This is a genomic window from Dysgonomonas hofstadii (genome assembly GCF_014196915.1).
GTDB lineage: Bacteria > Bacteroidota > Bacteroidia > Bacteroidales > Dysgonomonadaceae > Dysgonomonas > Dysgonomonas hofstadii.
This window is the reverse complement of sequence record NZ_JACIEP010000016.1, coordinates 47,133-60,620: the sequence shown is the minus strand read 5'-3', so window position 1 is coordinate 60,620 and position 13,488 is coordinate 47,133. Positions and strand designations below refer to the sequence as shown.

12 protein-coding genes are annotated in these 13,488 nt (G+C 39.4%); 8 read left to right on the top strand and 4 right to left on the bottom strand.

Annotated features, from left to right (window positions below):
- Positions 1–135: 135 nt before the first annotated feature.
- Positions 136–1,062 carry a glycosyltransferase family 2 protein gene (locus tag GGR21_RS17510; protein ID WP_183308535.1) on the bottom strand — a complete coding sequence of 309 codons (927 nt, stop codon included), beginning with the start codon at positions 1,060–1,062 and terminating at the stop codon, positions 136–138.
- Between the two features lie 73 nt (positions 1,063–1,135).
- Positions 1,136–2,194: an A/G-specific adenine glycosylase gene (gene mutY, locus GGR21_RS17505; RefSeq protein ID WP_183308534.1), complete on the bottom strand. Its 1,059-nt coding sequence runs from the start codon at positions 2,192–2,194 to the stop codon at positions 1,136–1,138.
- Between the two features lie 141 nt (positions 2,195–2,335).
- Between mutY and GGR21_RS17500 the strand changes: the two genes are divergently transcribed.
- From GGR21_RS17500 to GGR21_RS17480, 5 genes are all read left to right on the top strand, one after another.
- Positions 2,336–2,629 (top strand): HU family DNA-binding protein, encoded by a 294-nt coding sequence (locus tag GGR21_RS17500; RefSeq protein ID WP_317169907.1) that lies wholly within the window; start codon positions 2,336–2,338, stop codon positions 2,627–2,629.
- Positions 2,630–2,938: 309 nt separating this feature from the next.
- The gene (locus GGR21_RS17495; RefSeq protein ID WP_183308532.1) at positions 2,939–4,513 is read left to right on the top strand and encodes an Rne/Rng family ribonuclease; all 1,575 of its coding nucleotides are present in this window, start codon (positions 2,939–2,941) and stop codon (positions 4,511–4,513) included.
- A gap of 499 nt (positions 4,514–5,012) precedes the next feature.
- Entirely contained in the window at positions 5,013–5,591 is a 579-nt protein-coding gene (locus tag GGR21_RS17490) for a helix-turn-helix domain-containing protein (protein ID WP_183308531.1), read from the top strand.
- Positions 5,592–5,619: 28 nt separating this feature from the next.
- Positions 5,620–7,272, top strand: coding sequence for an AMP-binding protein (locus GGR21_RS17485; RefSeq protein WP_183308530.1), 1,653 nt, complete (start codon positions 5,620–5,622; stop codon positions 7,270–7,272).
- A gap of 225 nt (positions 7,273–7,497) precedes the next feature.
- On the top strand, positions 7,498–7,779 hold the full coding sequence (locus GGR21_RS17480; protein ID WP_183308529.1) for a hypothetical protein: 282 nt from the start codon (positions 7,498–7,500) through the stop codon (positions 7,777–7,779).
- Positions 7,780–7,843: 64 nt separating this feature from the next.
- Here GGR21_RS17480 and sufB read toward each other — a convergent pair whose 3' ends face one another.
- Positions 7,844–9,301: a Fe-S cluster assembly protein SufB gene (gene sufB / locus GGR21_RS17475; RefSeq protein WP_183308528.1), complete on the bottom strand. Its 1,458-nt coding sequence runs from the start codon at positions 9,299–9,301 to the stop codon at positions 7,844–7,846.
- A 415-nt stretch (positions 9,302–9,716) separates the two neighbouring features.
- Between sufB and coaA the strand changes: the two genes are divergently transcribed.
- A complete protein-coding gene (gene coaA, locus GGR21_RS17470) occupies positions 9,717–10,655 on the top strand; it encodes a type I pantothenate kinase (protein ID WP_183308527.1) in 939 nt (312 codons plus the stop codon).
- 37 nt (positions 10,656–10,692) lie between these two features.
- On the opposite strand, the gene GGR21_RS17465 is transcribed toward coaA, so the two are convergent.
- Entirely contained in the window at positions 10,693–11,766 is a 1,074-nt protein-coding gene (locus GGR21_RS17465) for an aldose epimerase family protein (protein ID WP_183308526.1), read from the bottom strand.
- 548 nt (positions 11,767–12,314) lie between these two features.
- On the opposite strand from GGR21_RS17465, the gene GGR21_RS17460 reads away from it, so the two are divergent.
- Both GGR21_RS17460 and GGR21_RS17455 read left to right on the top strand, forming a co-directional pair.
- Complete coding sequence (locus tag GGR21_RS17460; protein ID WP_183308525.1) at positions 12,315–13,208, top strand: cell division protein FtsX; 894 nt, start codon at positions 12,315–12,317, stop codon at positions 13,206–13,208.
- Positions 13,209–13,212: 4 nt separating this feature from the next.
- On the top strand, positions 13,213–13,467 hold the full coding sequence (locus tag GGR21_RS17455; protein ID WP_183308524.1) for a DUF3098 domain-containing protein: 255 nt from the start codon (positions 13,213–13,215) through the stop codon (positions 13,465–13,467).
- The last annotated feature ends 21 nt before the right edge of the window (positions 13,468–13,488 follow it).

The window sequence follows — 13,488 nt, the reverse complement described above, 5'->3', positions numbered from 1 at the left end:
TGCCAAATTATGCAAATTTGACAACTAAAGATTACAATCGGGCAAATAGTTGTGAATTATAAATTATGAGTTATGAACTACTTGTCGCTGATATTTTTGTCATTCATAATTTATAATTCACAACCCATAATTAGCCTACGCTTTTTCCTTTATTATGTATATAGGACGTTTTTTTGTTTCAAGATACGTTTTAGACAGATATTGCCCCAGAATTCCCAAACAGAACAGCTGAATCCCTCCCATAAAGAATATGGCACAAATCAACGATGGATAACCGGCCACAGGATCACCCCACAGCAAGGTTTTAGCGATGATCACGCTGATCATAAAAAAGGCGATGAGACAAAACAATATTCCAAACAGGGAAGCGATCAGCAATGGACGCGTGGAGAATGCAATAATCCCTTCGAGTGAGTATAAGAACAATCCAATAAAAGACCATTTGGTTTCTCCGGCTACACGTTCTACATTTTCAAAAGCGATCCACTTTGTTTTAAATCCTACCCAGCCAAAGATCCCTTTCGAAAAGCGGTTATATTCGCTCATATCCAAAATGGCATCTACCATCTGACGGGTCATCAGACGAAAATCACGTGCCCCATCAACAACTTCCGTATCTGATATTTTGTTAATCAGCTTGTAAAATTGCTTGGCAAAGAACGACCGGACAGGCGGCTCACCCTTCCGGTCTATTCGTCGGGTAGCCACACAGTCATAATCCTCTGTTTTCAGAGTATGATACATTTCTTTCACCAAAGACGGCGGGTCTTGCAAATCGGCATCGAGCAGCGACACATAATCGCCGGTTGCAGCCTGCAACCCGGCATATATTCCGGCCTCCTTGCCAAAATTGCGGGAGAAGGAAACATAATGCACTCTATCGTCATTCAGCTTTAGCCCTTTTACCAACTCCAATGTCCTGTCTTTTGAGCCGTCATTGATGAATATAAATTCAAACTCCTGCTCCGGCATTTCTGTCGTCAGTTTTACAATTTCCTTATATAAAAAAGGCAGGGCCTGTTCTTCATTGTAACAAGGAACGATCAGTGAAATTTTATCCATGTTTTAACCTTCAGTTTATGTTATTACAAAGATAGATTGTTTTACGGCTTACACAAACACATGAAGAAAATTATTACAACTCATCCAGATATTTATGAACCAGACGCGACACCGGATATTGGCCGGCATCTTCAACTCTTATTCTCAGATATTTGTCATCCGTTAATGCTTCATTTATTTCAACCTGAAAAAAAGATGCATATATCACCTGGTGCGATAATACATGCTTGATATTCCTTACATGTTTTATAAAGAGGCTTTTATCCTTTTCAAAAAAGTTACCCAGGCCCTTATTGCCACCCAGGTCATCGTGAGATAACTCTTTCTCGGTTTCCAGCAAGGGTAATTCGTATAAGTTTTGCCAGATATCCCTTCCCGTCCGCTTATGCAAATACATATATTCTCCGTACCGGATATCAAAATAATTAAAATATCGGTCTCTTATTTTCTGTTTACCCTCTTTTACAGGATAGGCTCCCACATTCCTTCCGGCGTAAGCCATACACATAAACGACGCCGAACAATTCCCGCAATCGGGAGATACCGGAACACACTGCAATGCACCAAATTCCATTATCGCCTGATTGTGTAATCCGGGACGGGCATCATCCAATAAAGACTGAGCCAACTCAGAGAAGAGCTTTTTACCTTTACTGGTATCTACCGGGGTATCGATAGCAAATATACGGGAGAGAACCCTGTACACATTGCCATCGACCACTGCATAGGGTTGATCGTAGGAAAACGAAACGATAGCCGCTGCCGTATACTCCCCCACTCCTTTCAGGCTCAGCACATCTTTATAACCAGCAGGAAAAATTCCATTAAACTCATCCATTATCATTCTTGCAGCAGCCTGAAGATTTCGCGCCCGGCTGTAATAACCCAGCCCCTGCCAAAGTTTAAGCACGTCATCTTCGCCGGCTTCCGCCAGATCTCTTACAGCAGGGAAACGTTGAATGAAACGGTTGAAATAAGACAATCCCTGGTCAACCCGGGTTTGCTGCAAAATAACTTCCGATATCCAGATAATATATGGATCGACGGTATCGCGCCATGGCAAATCCCGTTTATTCTCTTCATACCACCTTATTAATATAGAGCTTAATCTTAAATTTTCCTTTTTGCTCATTTACAATAATTTATATTTATCTTTGTACGTCCGGACAACAGATAGTTAATTTATCCATCATTTAAAAAAAAATGATAATTATTTGTTTCAAAGGTAAATAAAAAGCTATATATTTGCAGTCCAAAAAATTAATTGTTTAGAATTTTAAAAAATAAGAAAATGACAAAAGCTGACATCGTTAACGAAATTGCGAAAAATACAGGCATTGACAAGGCTACTGTATTGAAAACAGTTGAATCATTCATGGATGTAGTTAAAGACTCTCTAAGTAAGAATGATAATGTATATTTAAGAGGTTTCGGTAGTTTTATCGTTAAAACCAGAGCTCAGAAAACAGCTCGCAATATATCAAAAAACACAACTATCATTATTCCGGCTCATGCTATCCCTGCATTCAAACCGGCTAAAACTTTCGTTAATCAGGTAAGAAAGTAATTCATACTATTATTATTAATTAACTAAATATAAATCACATGCCAAGCGGAAAGAAAAGGAAAAGACATAAAATGTCTACGCACAAGCGCAAAAAAAGACTGAGAAAAAACAGACATAAAAAGAAAAAATAAGTCTATTCTCTTTCTTTTAAAGGGAAATATACGAGAACAAACTTATAAATTGTTTAATTTTAAGTTTGTTCTTTGTGTATTTAAGGTATTGAAAACTCTTTATAGAAAAGGAGAAACTCTAATATTCAGATTTAAATAGGGATATTTGAATCAAACAATAAAAATCCAAATTTATAGTATGAACAGCGAACTAGTAGTCGATGTCCAACCTAACGAAGTCTCAATTGCGGTACTTGAAGACAAGAAACTTGTCGAACTGCAGAAAGAAGGAAGAGACGCCTCGTATGCGGTGGGCAACATTTATGCCGGCAAAGTAAAAAAGCTGATGCCCGGGCTGAATGCTGCTTTTATAGACATAGGATACAAAAAAGACGCTTTTCTTCACTATTTAGATCTTGGTGCTCAATTCAAATCTGTTGATGAGTTCCACAAACAGGCATTAAACGACAAAAAGAAATTTCCAAACATTTCGAGAATGAAGCTACAACCCGATATTGACAAAGACGGGTCGATAAGCGACATACTGAAACCGGGACAGGAAATTCTGGTGCAAATAGCCAAGGAACCCATATCGACAAAAGGCCCCCGCCTCACCTCAGAACTGTCATTGGCAGGACGATTCCTGGTCGTTATTCCATTCAATGACAAAGTATCGGTCTCGCAAAAAATTAAATCGAAAGAAGAACGGGCACGACTGCGACAACTGATACAAAGCATAAAACCTAAAAATTTCGGCGTAATCGTGAGAACCGTAGCCGAAGGGAAAAAGGTAGCCGACCTGGATACCGAACTGAAAACACTCGTTAAAAGATGGGAAGACAATCTTCCTAAAATACAAAAAAGCAAGCTGCCGACACTGGTTTTTGAAGAAACCGGACGTATAGTAGCACTTTTGCGTGATGTATTCAATCCTAGTTTTCAGGAAATCCATGTAAATGATCAGGATACGGCTAACCAGATAAGAGACTATATCTCGTTTATAGCTCCTGAGAAAAAGAACATTGTAAAAATCTATGACGGAGAACTTCCCATATTCGACAATTTTGCTGTAACCAAACAAGTAAAAGCATTATTTGGGAAAACCGTAACATTCCGCAACGGAGCCTATCTGATAATAGAGCACACCGAGGCACTACACGTAATAGACGTCAATAGTGGCAACAGGTCAAAAAATCCGGAAGCGGGACAAGAAAATAATGCATGGGAAGTGAATTCCGCAGCAGCAGAAGAAATAGCCCGACAATTAAGACTGCGTGATATGGGGGGTATCATCGTAATCGATTTTATAGACATGACTGAAGGAGAGCACCGCAGTCAACTGATAGCACGAATGCAGGAGCTGATGGCTCACGACCGCGCCAAGCACAACATTTTGCCTTTGAGCAAATTCGGACTGATGCAAATCACCCGTCAACGCGTTCGTCCTGAAATGGAAATATCCACTACCGAAACCTGTCCAACCTGTTTTGGCAAAGGAGATATAAGGCCATCTATTTTATTCACAGACACTTTGCGAATGAAAATCAGCTATCTTGTAAAAGATCTGAATGTGAAGAAATTTGTTTTACATGTACATCCGTATGTTGCAGCATTTATCAACAAAGGTTTCCTGTCACTAAAATGGCAGTGGAAATGGCGTTATGGCATGGGAGTGAAGATAATCCCCAATCAAAGCCTGGCCTTTCTGGAATACCATTTTTATGATCAAAACGGAGAGGAAATTGATATGAAACAAGATTTTGAAGTCAAATAAATACTTCTTAAGCAAAGACTTAAAAGCTGCCAGGTAAATACCAGGCAGCTTTTTCTTTTTCCATACGACAATTTTTGGTAATAAACATTTAAAAACCGGTATTTTTATTTTGTGGCTTTATCTATATCATAGCCAATGAGCTAATGTGGCAATATGCAGATATGCCAATGAAAATTTGAATAATGAAGAATAATGAGATGTGCCAGGTTTTAGTTAAAAATGATACTGTAGGGGCGAAATGCTTTCACCCGAAATCAATATATACGGGCGAATGCAATTCGCCCCTACAAAAAATTAAAATATGTGTCAAGTCTGACTCATTTTCACGTCGTCGATTTTCAATTGGCTCCACTTTGCTCTGCCGAACGTTGTTTGTCAACTTTTAACAATTATGCTCTGTTTTCAAGTAAGAAATAATACAATTTGATAGAAACAAAGAAAATAAATATCATAAATTTGTAACACTATGATAGACAACTAAACACTTTCGAACTTTTATATGAAAACAAAGAAAAATATCGGAGAAAGAATTAAGCAACTACGTGAATCAAAATCTATCAGTATTGCAGAAATGATAGAGCGTTCGGGTCTGGACGAGATACAACTGGAAACCATAGAACAAACAGGCATTTTGCCATCACTGGCTCCACTCATAAAAATAGCAAGAGTATTGGGTGTAAGGCTGGGCACTTTCCTTGATGATTATAATGAGCTTGGCCCTGTGATCTCACGAAAGGAGCAATACGATAAATCTGTCAGCTTCTCTACAAAAGATACCTCTTCGCATAAACATATGGACTATTTTTCCCTCTCGGCAGCGAAATCGGGAAGGCATATGGAGCCATTCGTTATACAAATAGAAGCCGTTCAGGAAGGTGTCAACTTTGTGCTGTCTACTCACGAAGGTGAAGAATTCATCTATTGCCTCCAAGGTGTCGTGGAAATCCAGTACGGAAACGAAACCTATATATTGGAGGAAGGAGACAGCATTTACTACGACTCCATTGTTGCCCACCACGTACACGCAAGCAATAGCGAAGGAGCAAAAATTCTTGCTGTAGTATATACACCGATGTAATATAACCTATCTAATTAATACCATAAAAATGCAACTTTCGGAACGGACATTAGGACAATGGCTCGAATACTGGGCCGGGAAAACCCCGGATAAAGAATACATCGTATATTCCGACAGAGACTTACGCTTCACCTGGAAAGAATTTAACGAACGTGTGGACAATATGGCCAAAGGCCTTTTGGCAATCGGACTCAAGCCCGGATCACATATAGGCATCTGGGCCACGAATGTTCCCGATTGGCTGACATTCCTATATGCAGGGGCAAAAATAGGAGCCGTGCTTGTTACCATAAACACCAATTATAAACAGAGCGAACTGGAATATGTGGTGGAAAATGCCGACATAGATACGCTCTGCATTACCGAAGGTGTATTTGATGGCAGTTATATAGACATGACATATGAAATGGCTCCGGATTTGAAAACCTCTCAGCGGGGTTATTTCAAATCGGAACGCTTTCCAAATCTGCGAAATGTAGTTTTCATCGGGCAGGAGAAATACAGAGGGATGTATAACACCGCCGAAATACTCTTACTTGGGAGAAATGTTTCGTCTGAATCACTGGAAAAAACAAAAGCAACTGTTACATGCCACGATGTTGTGAACATGCAATACACATCAGGAACAACAGGTTTCCCTAAAGGCGTAATGCTTACCCACTATAACATTGCCAATAACGGATATTTCACGGGTGAGGCGATGAAGTTCACCGAAAACGACAAACTCTGTATTTGCGTGCCGCTTTTCCATTGCTTCGGTATCACATTGGCAACAATGAACTGTCTTACTCATGGTTCGACACAAGTAATGGTCGAACGCTTCGACCCGTTGGTTGTACTGGCATCCGTACATAAGGAACGGTGTACAGCCTTATATGGTGTCCCTACCATGTTTATCGCAGAACTAAACCATCCGATGTTCGGTTTGTTCGATGTAAGTTCGTTGCGAACCGGCATCATGGCAGGAGCCCTATGCCCGATAGAGCTTATGAAACAGGTAACGGAAAAATTGCATATCACGTACATTACCAGCGTGTATGGGCTAACAGAATCTTCTCCGGGCATGACACATACAACACTGGAAGACTCTTTCGAAGCCCGCTGTAAAACTGTTGGCAAAGAATATCCATACACAGAAGTAAAAATATTTAATCCCGATACAGGTAAAGAATGTGCTATAGGAGAACAGGGCGAAGTATGTTGCCGTGGTTATTTGGTAATGAAAGGTTATTATAAAAATCCGCAAGCTACAGCCGAAGTGATAGACAATGACGGATGGCTCCATTCCGGCGATTTGGGAATAAAGGACGCGCAAGGCTATTATCGTATTACCGGACGCATAAAGGATATGATTATACGGGGAGGGGAAAATATTTATCCCCGTGAAATAGAAGAATTCCTCTATCACCTCAATGGCATAAAAGACATACAGGTCGCAGGTATCCCTTCGGAAAAATATGGGGAAGAAGTCGGCGCTTTCATTATTCTTCAGGAAGGAGCCGTCTTACAGCCCGAGGATATAAAAGACTTCTGCAGGGGGCAAATCGCCCGCCATAAGATACCCAGATATATTTTCTTTATAGAAGAATTCCCTCTGACAGGAAGTGGTAAAATACAGAAATTCAAGCTCAAAGAGATTGGATTGGGAATATTGAAAAGCAGGGGAGAAGCTGTGAGATAGATTAGAAGTGAAATTTCCGGTTATTTCCCTATTTATATAATTTTCACATTTATATAGCCCGTGCCCAAACGGGAATCAAGCAGATATTATGAAAATTCACATTCCACCCCAAAAAGAAAATAAAAACCTGTAAATCATAATGTTAGAATAGAATTATATCTTTTTTTAGCTTGTTATTATTTATACATCATAACACTACCAATAGATAAATTAAAAAAGAAAATCATGAAAATGAACAATAAACATGATTCAGAAAGTGAGTGCACCTGCAATGAATTAAAAGAGCACGACACTTCACACATTGGACAAGGCAGAGGAACAAAAAACGAAAAAGAATCGTTGAACCCTCATAAGGAATTGGCATTAAAAGACAGAATGCAAAATCATTGCCGACCCTATCCATCATCTGACGACATACAGGAAAGTAAGAACAGAATAAAAGTTGATATTCGTACAAACGACATTTCGAAATTGAGAAACAATATGTCGGATGAATCTAAAGGATAAGTTTTTTTATAAAAAAACAGGCAACCCATCGGGATTGCCTGCCTATTTTTATCAGTTAGAGATATTATCCCACACTACCTTCCAGACTTATTTGCAGTAGTTTTTGAGCTTCTACAGCAAACTCCATTGGAAGATTTTGCATTACTTCTTTTGCATATCCGTTCACAATCAACCCCACAGCTTCTTCCGTGCCAATACCACGCTGATTGCAGTAAAGGATTTGATCTTCACTTATCTTTGAGGTGGTTGCTTCATGTTCGATGATAGCCGTCGGATTAGCTATATCAGAGTATGGGAATGTATGGGCTCCACACTTATCTCCCAACAGCAAACTATCACATTGCGAGTGATTACGTGCACCTTCTGCTTTCGGAGAAACCTTTACCAATCCCCGGTATGAATTTTGGCTGAATCCGGCAGAAATACCTTTAGAGACTATGCGGCTCTTCGTATTCTTTCCTATATGCACCATTTTTGTTCCCGTGTCGGCCTGCTGGTAGTTGTTGGTAACAGCCACAGAGTAAAATTCTCCGATGGAATCGTCGCCCGCAAGGATGCATGACGGATATTTCCATGTGATTGCAGACCCCGTTTCGACCTGTGTCCATGATATCTTGGAACCTTTGCCTTTGCAAAGGCCACGTTTAGTTACAAAGTTGTAAATACCACCTTTACCTTCTTTATCTCCGGGATACCAGTTCTGTACTGTTGAGTATTTCACCTCAGCATGATCAAGAGCTATTATCTCGACAATAGCGGCATGAAGCTGGTTTTCGTCACGCATAGGAGCTGTACAGCCTTCGAGATAACTCACATAAGCATTATCATCGGCCACAATCAGCGTACGTTCAAATTGTCCTGTATTGGCCGCATTAATACGGAAATAAGTCGACAATTCCATCGGACATCTTACGCCTTTAGGGATGTAGACAAATGATCCGTCGCTGAAAACAGCCGAATTGAGCGCTCCAAAGAAATTATCACGATACGGGACTACCGATCCCAGGTATTTTCTCACCAGTTCGGGATATTCCTGTACTGCTTCGCTGAATGAGCAGAAAATTATACCTTTTTCGGAAAGGACTTCTTTAAAAGTGGTCTTTACCGAAACACTATCTACTACCGCATCCACAGCCATATTTTGCACACCTGCCAATATTTCACGTTCGTGAAGAGGCACACCCAGCTTATCGAATGTCTTTAATAATTCCGGGTCTACTTCATCAAGGCTTTTAGGCCCGTCTTTCTTCTTGGGCGCAGCATAGTAACTGATGCTTTGATAATCTATCCGGGGAATATCCAAATGCGCCCATTCAGGAGCATCCATTGTCAGCCAGTGACGATAAGCCTTCAAACGGAATTCGAGCAACCATTCGGGTTCATTCTTTTTCGCAGAGATCAACCGTACCACATCTTCATTAAGACCTGTAGGGATAACCTCTGTTTCTATGTCTGTTACAAAACCGTACTTGTATTCACCGGTGGTAACATCTTCTAAAATTTTATCTTGAGTTTCCTGCATTTGTAATTTATTTTAGCCGATAGCCTTTAGCTACTAGCTGTTAGCTTTTATTTATAACTATAAGCTATTGGCTAACAGCTAACAGCTTATTTGCGGATACAAAGATATTAATTCTTCCCGTTAATTGAACATATATAAATATTTTGCATCACTCATAGAACAGATAGAAGTGGGTTTTGTTTGTTTCTTTTTCTTTTTATAACAATGTTACCCGCAATCTGTGAACAATCAAGTTTCAATATGTTTATCTATACGCTAAAAGCAGTTAGTGGAACGAAATGTGAAATATTAAAAAATCTGTCATAAATCGTTTTTCAGAGAAACTAAAGGTTAATCAAAAACTGAATAATGTGTAACTTTTGTAACTTTTTTACAGGATAATATTACCTTTACAGTCTCAATCAAACAGTTACAGATGGAAAATATAGCCGGTCCCTACATGCAGTTCACCCGTAAGCAATGGGCCGCTCTGCGTGACTCTGAGCCAATGACCTTGACTTATGAAGAGTTATTGACCCTGCAGGGCATCGACCATGAATTATCGATTGACGAAGTAGAAGAAATTTATCTTCCCTTATCCCGTCTCCTGAGTTATTATGTAAGCGCAAGAACCAGCAGACAATCTGTCCTGATGAAATTCCTGAAACAGGATTATCAAAAAATACCTTTTATCATTGGAATAGCAGGAAGCGTATCTGTGGGCAAAAGCACTACTGCTCGTGTACTACAAGCATTACTTAGCCGCTGGAAAGAAAACACACGGGTGGCACTGGTGACGACAGACGGATTTCTGTATCCGAATGCTATTCTTGAAGAAAAGGGGATCATGCTCAAAAAAGGTTTCCCCCTGTCTTATGACATAAAGCGGTTACTCGAATTCGTGACAGATATTAAGTCAGGGAAAGCATCTGTAAAAGTACCTAAATATTCGCATCTGATTTACGATATTATCCCCGGTGAATATCAGACAATAGAACAGCCTGATATATTGATTCTTGAAGGATTGAATGTACTCCAAAGCGGGATGGACTATCCCGACGAGAAGCCCCGGATATTTGTATCCGACTTTGTGGATTTCTCTATCTATGTAGATGCCGATGAAGAAAAGCTGGAAGAATGGTATATCTCCCGCTTCATGAAATTCAGAAAAGGAGCTTTTACCGATCCACAGTCGTATTTCCGCAGCTTTGCCCAGCTATCGGAAAAAGAAGCGATAAAGACATCAAAAACTATCTGGAGGGAGATCAACCGCAAAAACCTTCGCCGGAACATACTGCCAACCCGTGAACGTGCCAGCCTGATACTACACAAGAGCGAAGGGCATGCAATAGACTACGTAAGGCTACGGAAATAAAAATCCCCTATTCCGGGAACAGGGGACAATAATATCATTATTTCACAGAGAACTTATGTGTTGTCCTACTCCTGAATATTTTTCCAGGCCTTAAAACCACACTCGGATATTGAGGTTTATTGATGCTGTCAGGAAAATGCTGTGTTTCGAAACAAACCGCCGCGCGTGCAGGATAACGGTGCCCGTGTTTTCCTTCAAAATTTCCACTCATCCAGTTTCCAGTATAGATTTGCACTCCGGGTTCTGTTGTATGGATATCCATCTTTATCCCGGTTTTAGGAGAATAGCATTCTATTGCTAAGGCCAGGTCGTTATCAGCTTTATCCAGAACCATTGTGTGGTCATAACCCTTACCAAAGTGTAGCTGTTCAAAGTCATCTTCAATCCGTTCTCCTATTGCATGAGGTGCAGTAAAGTCGAATGGAGTTCCTTTTACCAGCTCAGGTGCTCCGTATGGTATAGCCGTATCATCAGTCGGCAAGAATTGCGATGCATGCATAACCAGTACATGGTCGTTTACACTAGGATCTCCCTCACCCGACAGATTAAAGTATGAATGATTGGTCAGGTTGATAATTGTGGCCTTATCGGTTGTTGCTTCATAATCTATATCAAGCGAGTTGTCATCAGTCAGTTTGTATGTGATTTTTACATTCAGATTACCAGGAAAGCCTTCTTCTCCATCCTTCGACAAGTAAGTAAGTTCCAATGTTTGGCTATCTATTCGTTTAGCATCCCACACTACGGCATTGAATCCTTTTATACCTCCATGCAGATTATTTGGTCCATTGTTTATCACCAGTTGATAAGAAATGCCATCGAGCGTAAATTTGCCTTTTGCAATACGGTTTCCGGTACGTCCACACACCGCGCCGAAATACGGCTCTTCAGAACCAAGATACTCTTCCAGATTATTATGACCCAAAACCACATCTGTAAGCTTACCGTCTTTATCAGGCACATTCAACGATACTATTTTCGCACCATAATTAATGATTGTAGCTTCTGCACCTTTATTGTTAGTCAGGATATACATTTGCACATCCTTATCATCTACTTTGCCAGAGAAACCGGCTGGGTTTAATCCCGATTTTGTTTGTTTTCCTTCCATGGTTTTAATCTTATATTAGTTTAATTATTTCATGATTTTTTCAGGCGTTAAGCACAAATATACAATAATAATACGAGTCTGAAATCGCAAGTATTATTTTTTACAGATAACTTTATCTATAGTTATAAAGAGTAGTTCGTAGAAGCGATCTTTGACATGGATAAAATTGACAAGTAAACGAGATACAAGTAAACAAGTTTCCTCGTCTCATCGGATTTAAACTAAAAATTGTGTCAGGAATGTCAGATTTTAACAAAAAAGCCAATAGCTATTAGCTAATAGCCAACAGCTAAAAGAAGTGTCAGGTTTTGATTAAAAAAGCGAATAGCTATGAGCTAACAGCTAAAGGCTAAATAATCTGTCAGGTTTGTCAGGTTTTGAACCTCCCTCCCGAGAGATCCGCTTAACGGCCGAACCCTGATATAACTAAGATATATATTAAAAAAATCAAAAATAGTTCTAATACATGTATTTATTTTGTTTCTTTGCAGCGAATTTGGGTGTTTTGTATCCAAATGAAAATATATCCAAAATGTCATTTGTGAAAAATGTCTGATAAACGGCAATTCAAAACAATATCGTTATTCACAGCGGGGGTTATTACTACAATTAGCATTACTCTTGTCCTTTTTTTATTGGGGCTGACTATTCTTGTCGGTTTCACGGCAAATGGATTTACATCTTACCTGAAAGAAAACCTGGGAATATCCATCGAGCTTTCAGAGAATATCGATGAAGCATCTATAGCCAAAATACAAAAAGACCTCGATAACAATCCTTATGTAAAATCAGCCGTTTATATAAGTAAAGAAGAAGTCAAAAAACAACTGATAGAAGACCTGGGACGTGACCCTGAAGAAGTTTTAGGATATAATCCGGCTAAAAGCTATTTCGATATTTTCATTAAATCGGAATATGTCAATGCTGACAGTATCAAAATAGTAGAAGCCAGTCTAAAGAAACAAACGCTGAAAGGAGATAAAATTGTAAAGAACATCGTATATAACGAAGAGGATATTACCAGCGCCAATTACAATCTATCTCTTATCGGATCGGTATTACTTATATTGGCAGTAATCCTCATCCTTATATCATTCACATTGATACGTAGCATTATACAATTAAACATCTATTCTAAACGCTTCCTTATAAATACAATGCAGCTAGTCGGCGCAACCAACTCGTTCATCAGGTGGCCATTTATGTGGCGGATGGTTACAAGTGGCATTATAGCCGCAATATTTGCAAACATAGCTATTACCGGAGTAGTATATTATGTGACCAGTATATTTCCGATGTCGATATCTATTGTTACAATGACAGAATTACTAATCGTATACGCACTGGTTATTGTTTTTGGGATTCTAATTACAGCATTGGCTACAATATCAGCTGTAAACAGGTATTTAAGAATGGCAACTAATAAACTTTATCACGTTTAAAAATATGGATAAAAAAGACTTAGCATTCGGCAAATTGAACTATATCATATGTGCCGCTTCCGTAATCCTGATTATTATCGGATTCGTTCTTATGACAGGACCGGCATCAAGTATAGAAGGTGGTTTTGAGCCTGATATTTTCAGTACAAAAAGAATTGTAGTAGCCCCAATGATTTGTTTCGCAGGATTCCTGCTGATGATCGTTGGCATACTATATCCCCGAAAAAAAGAAGCAAAGGAAAAGCAAGAGCACAACTAATTTTACAAAAATATAAATAAG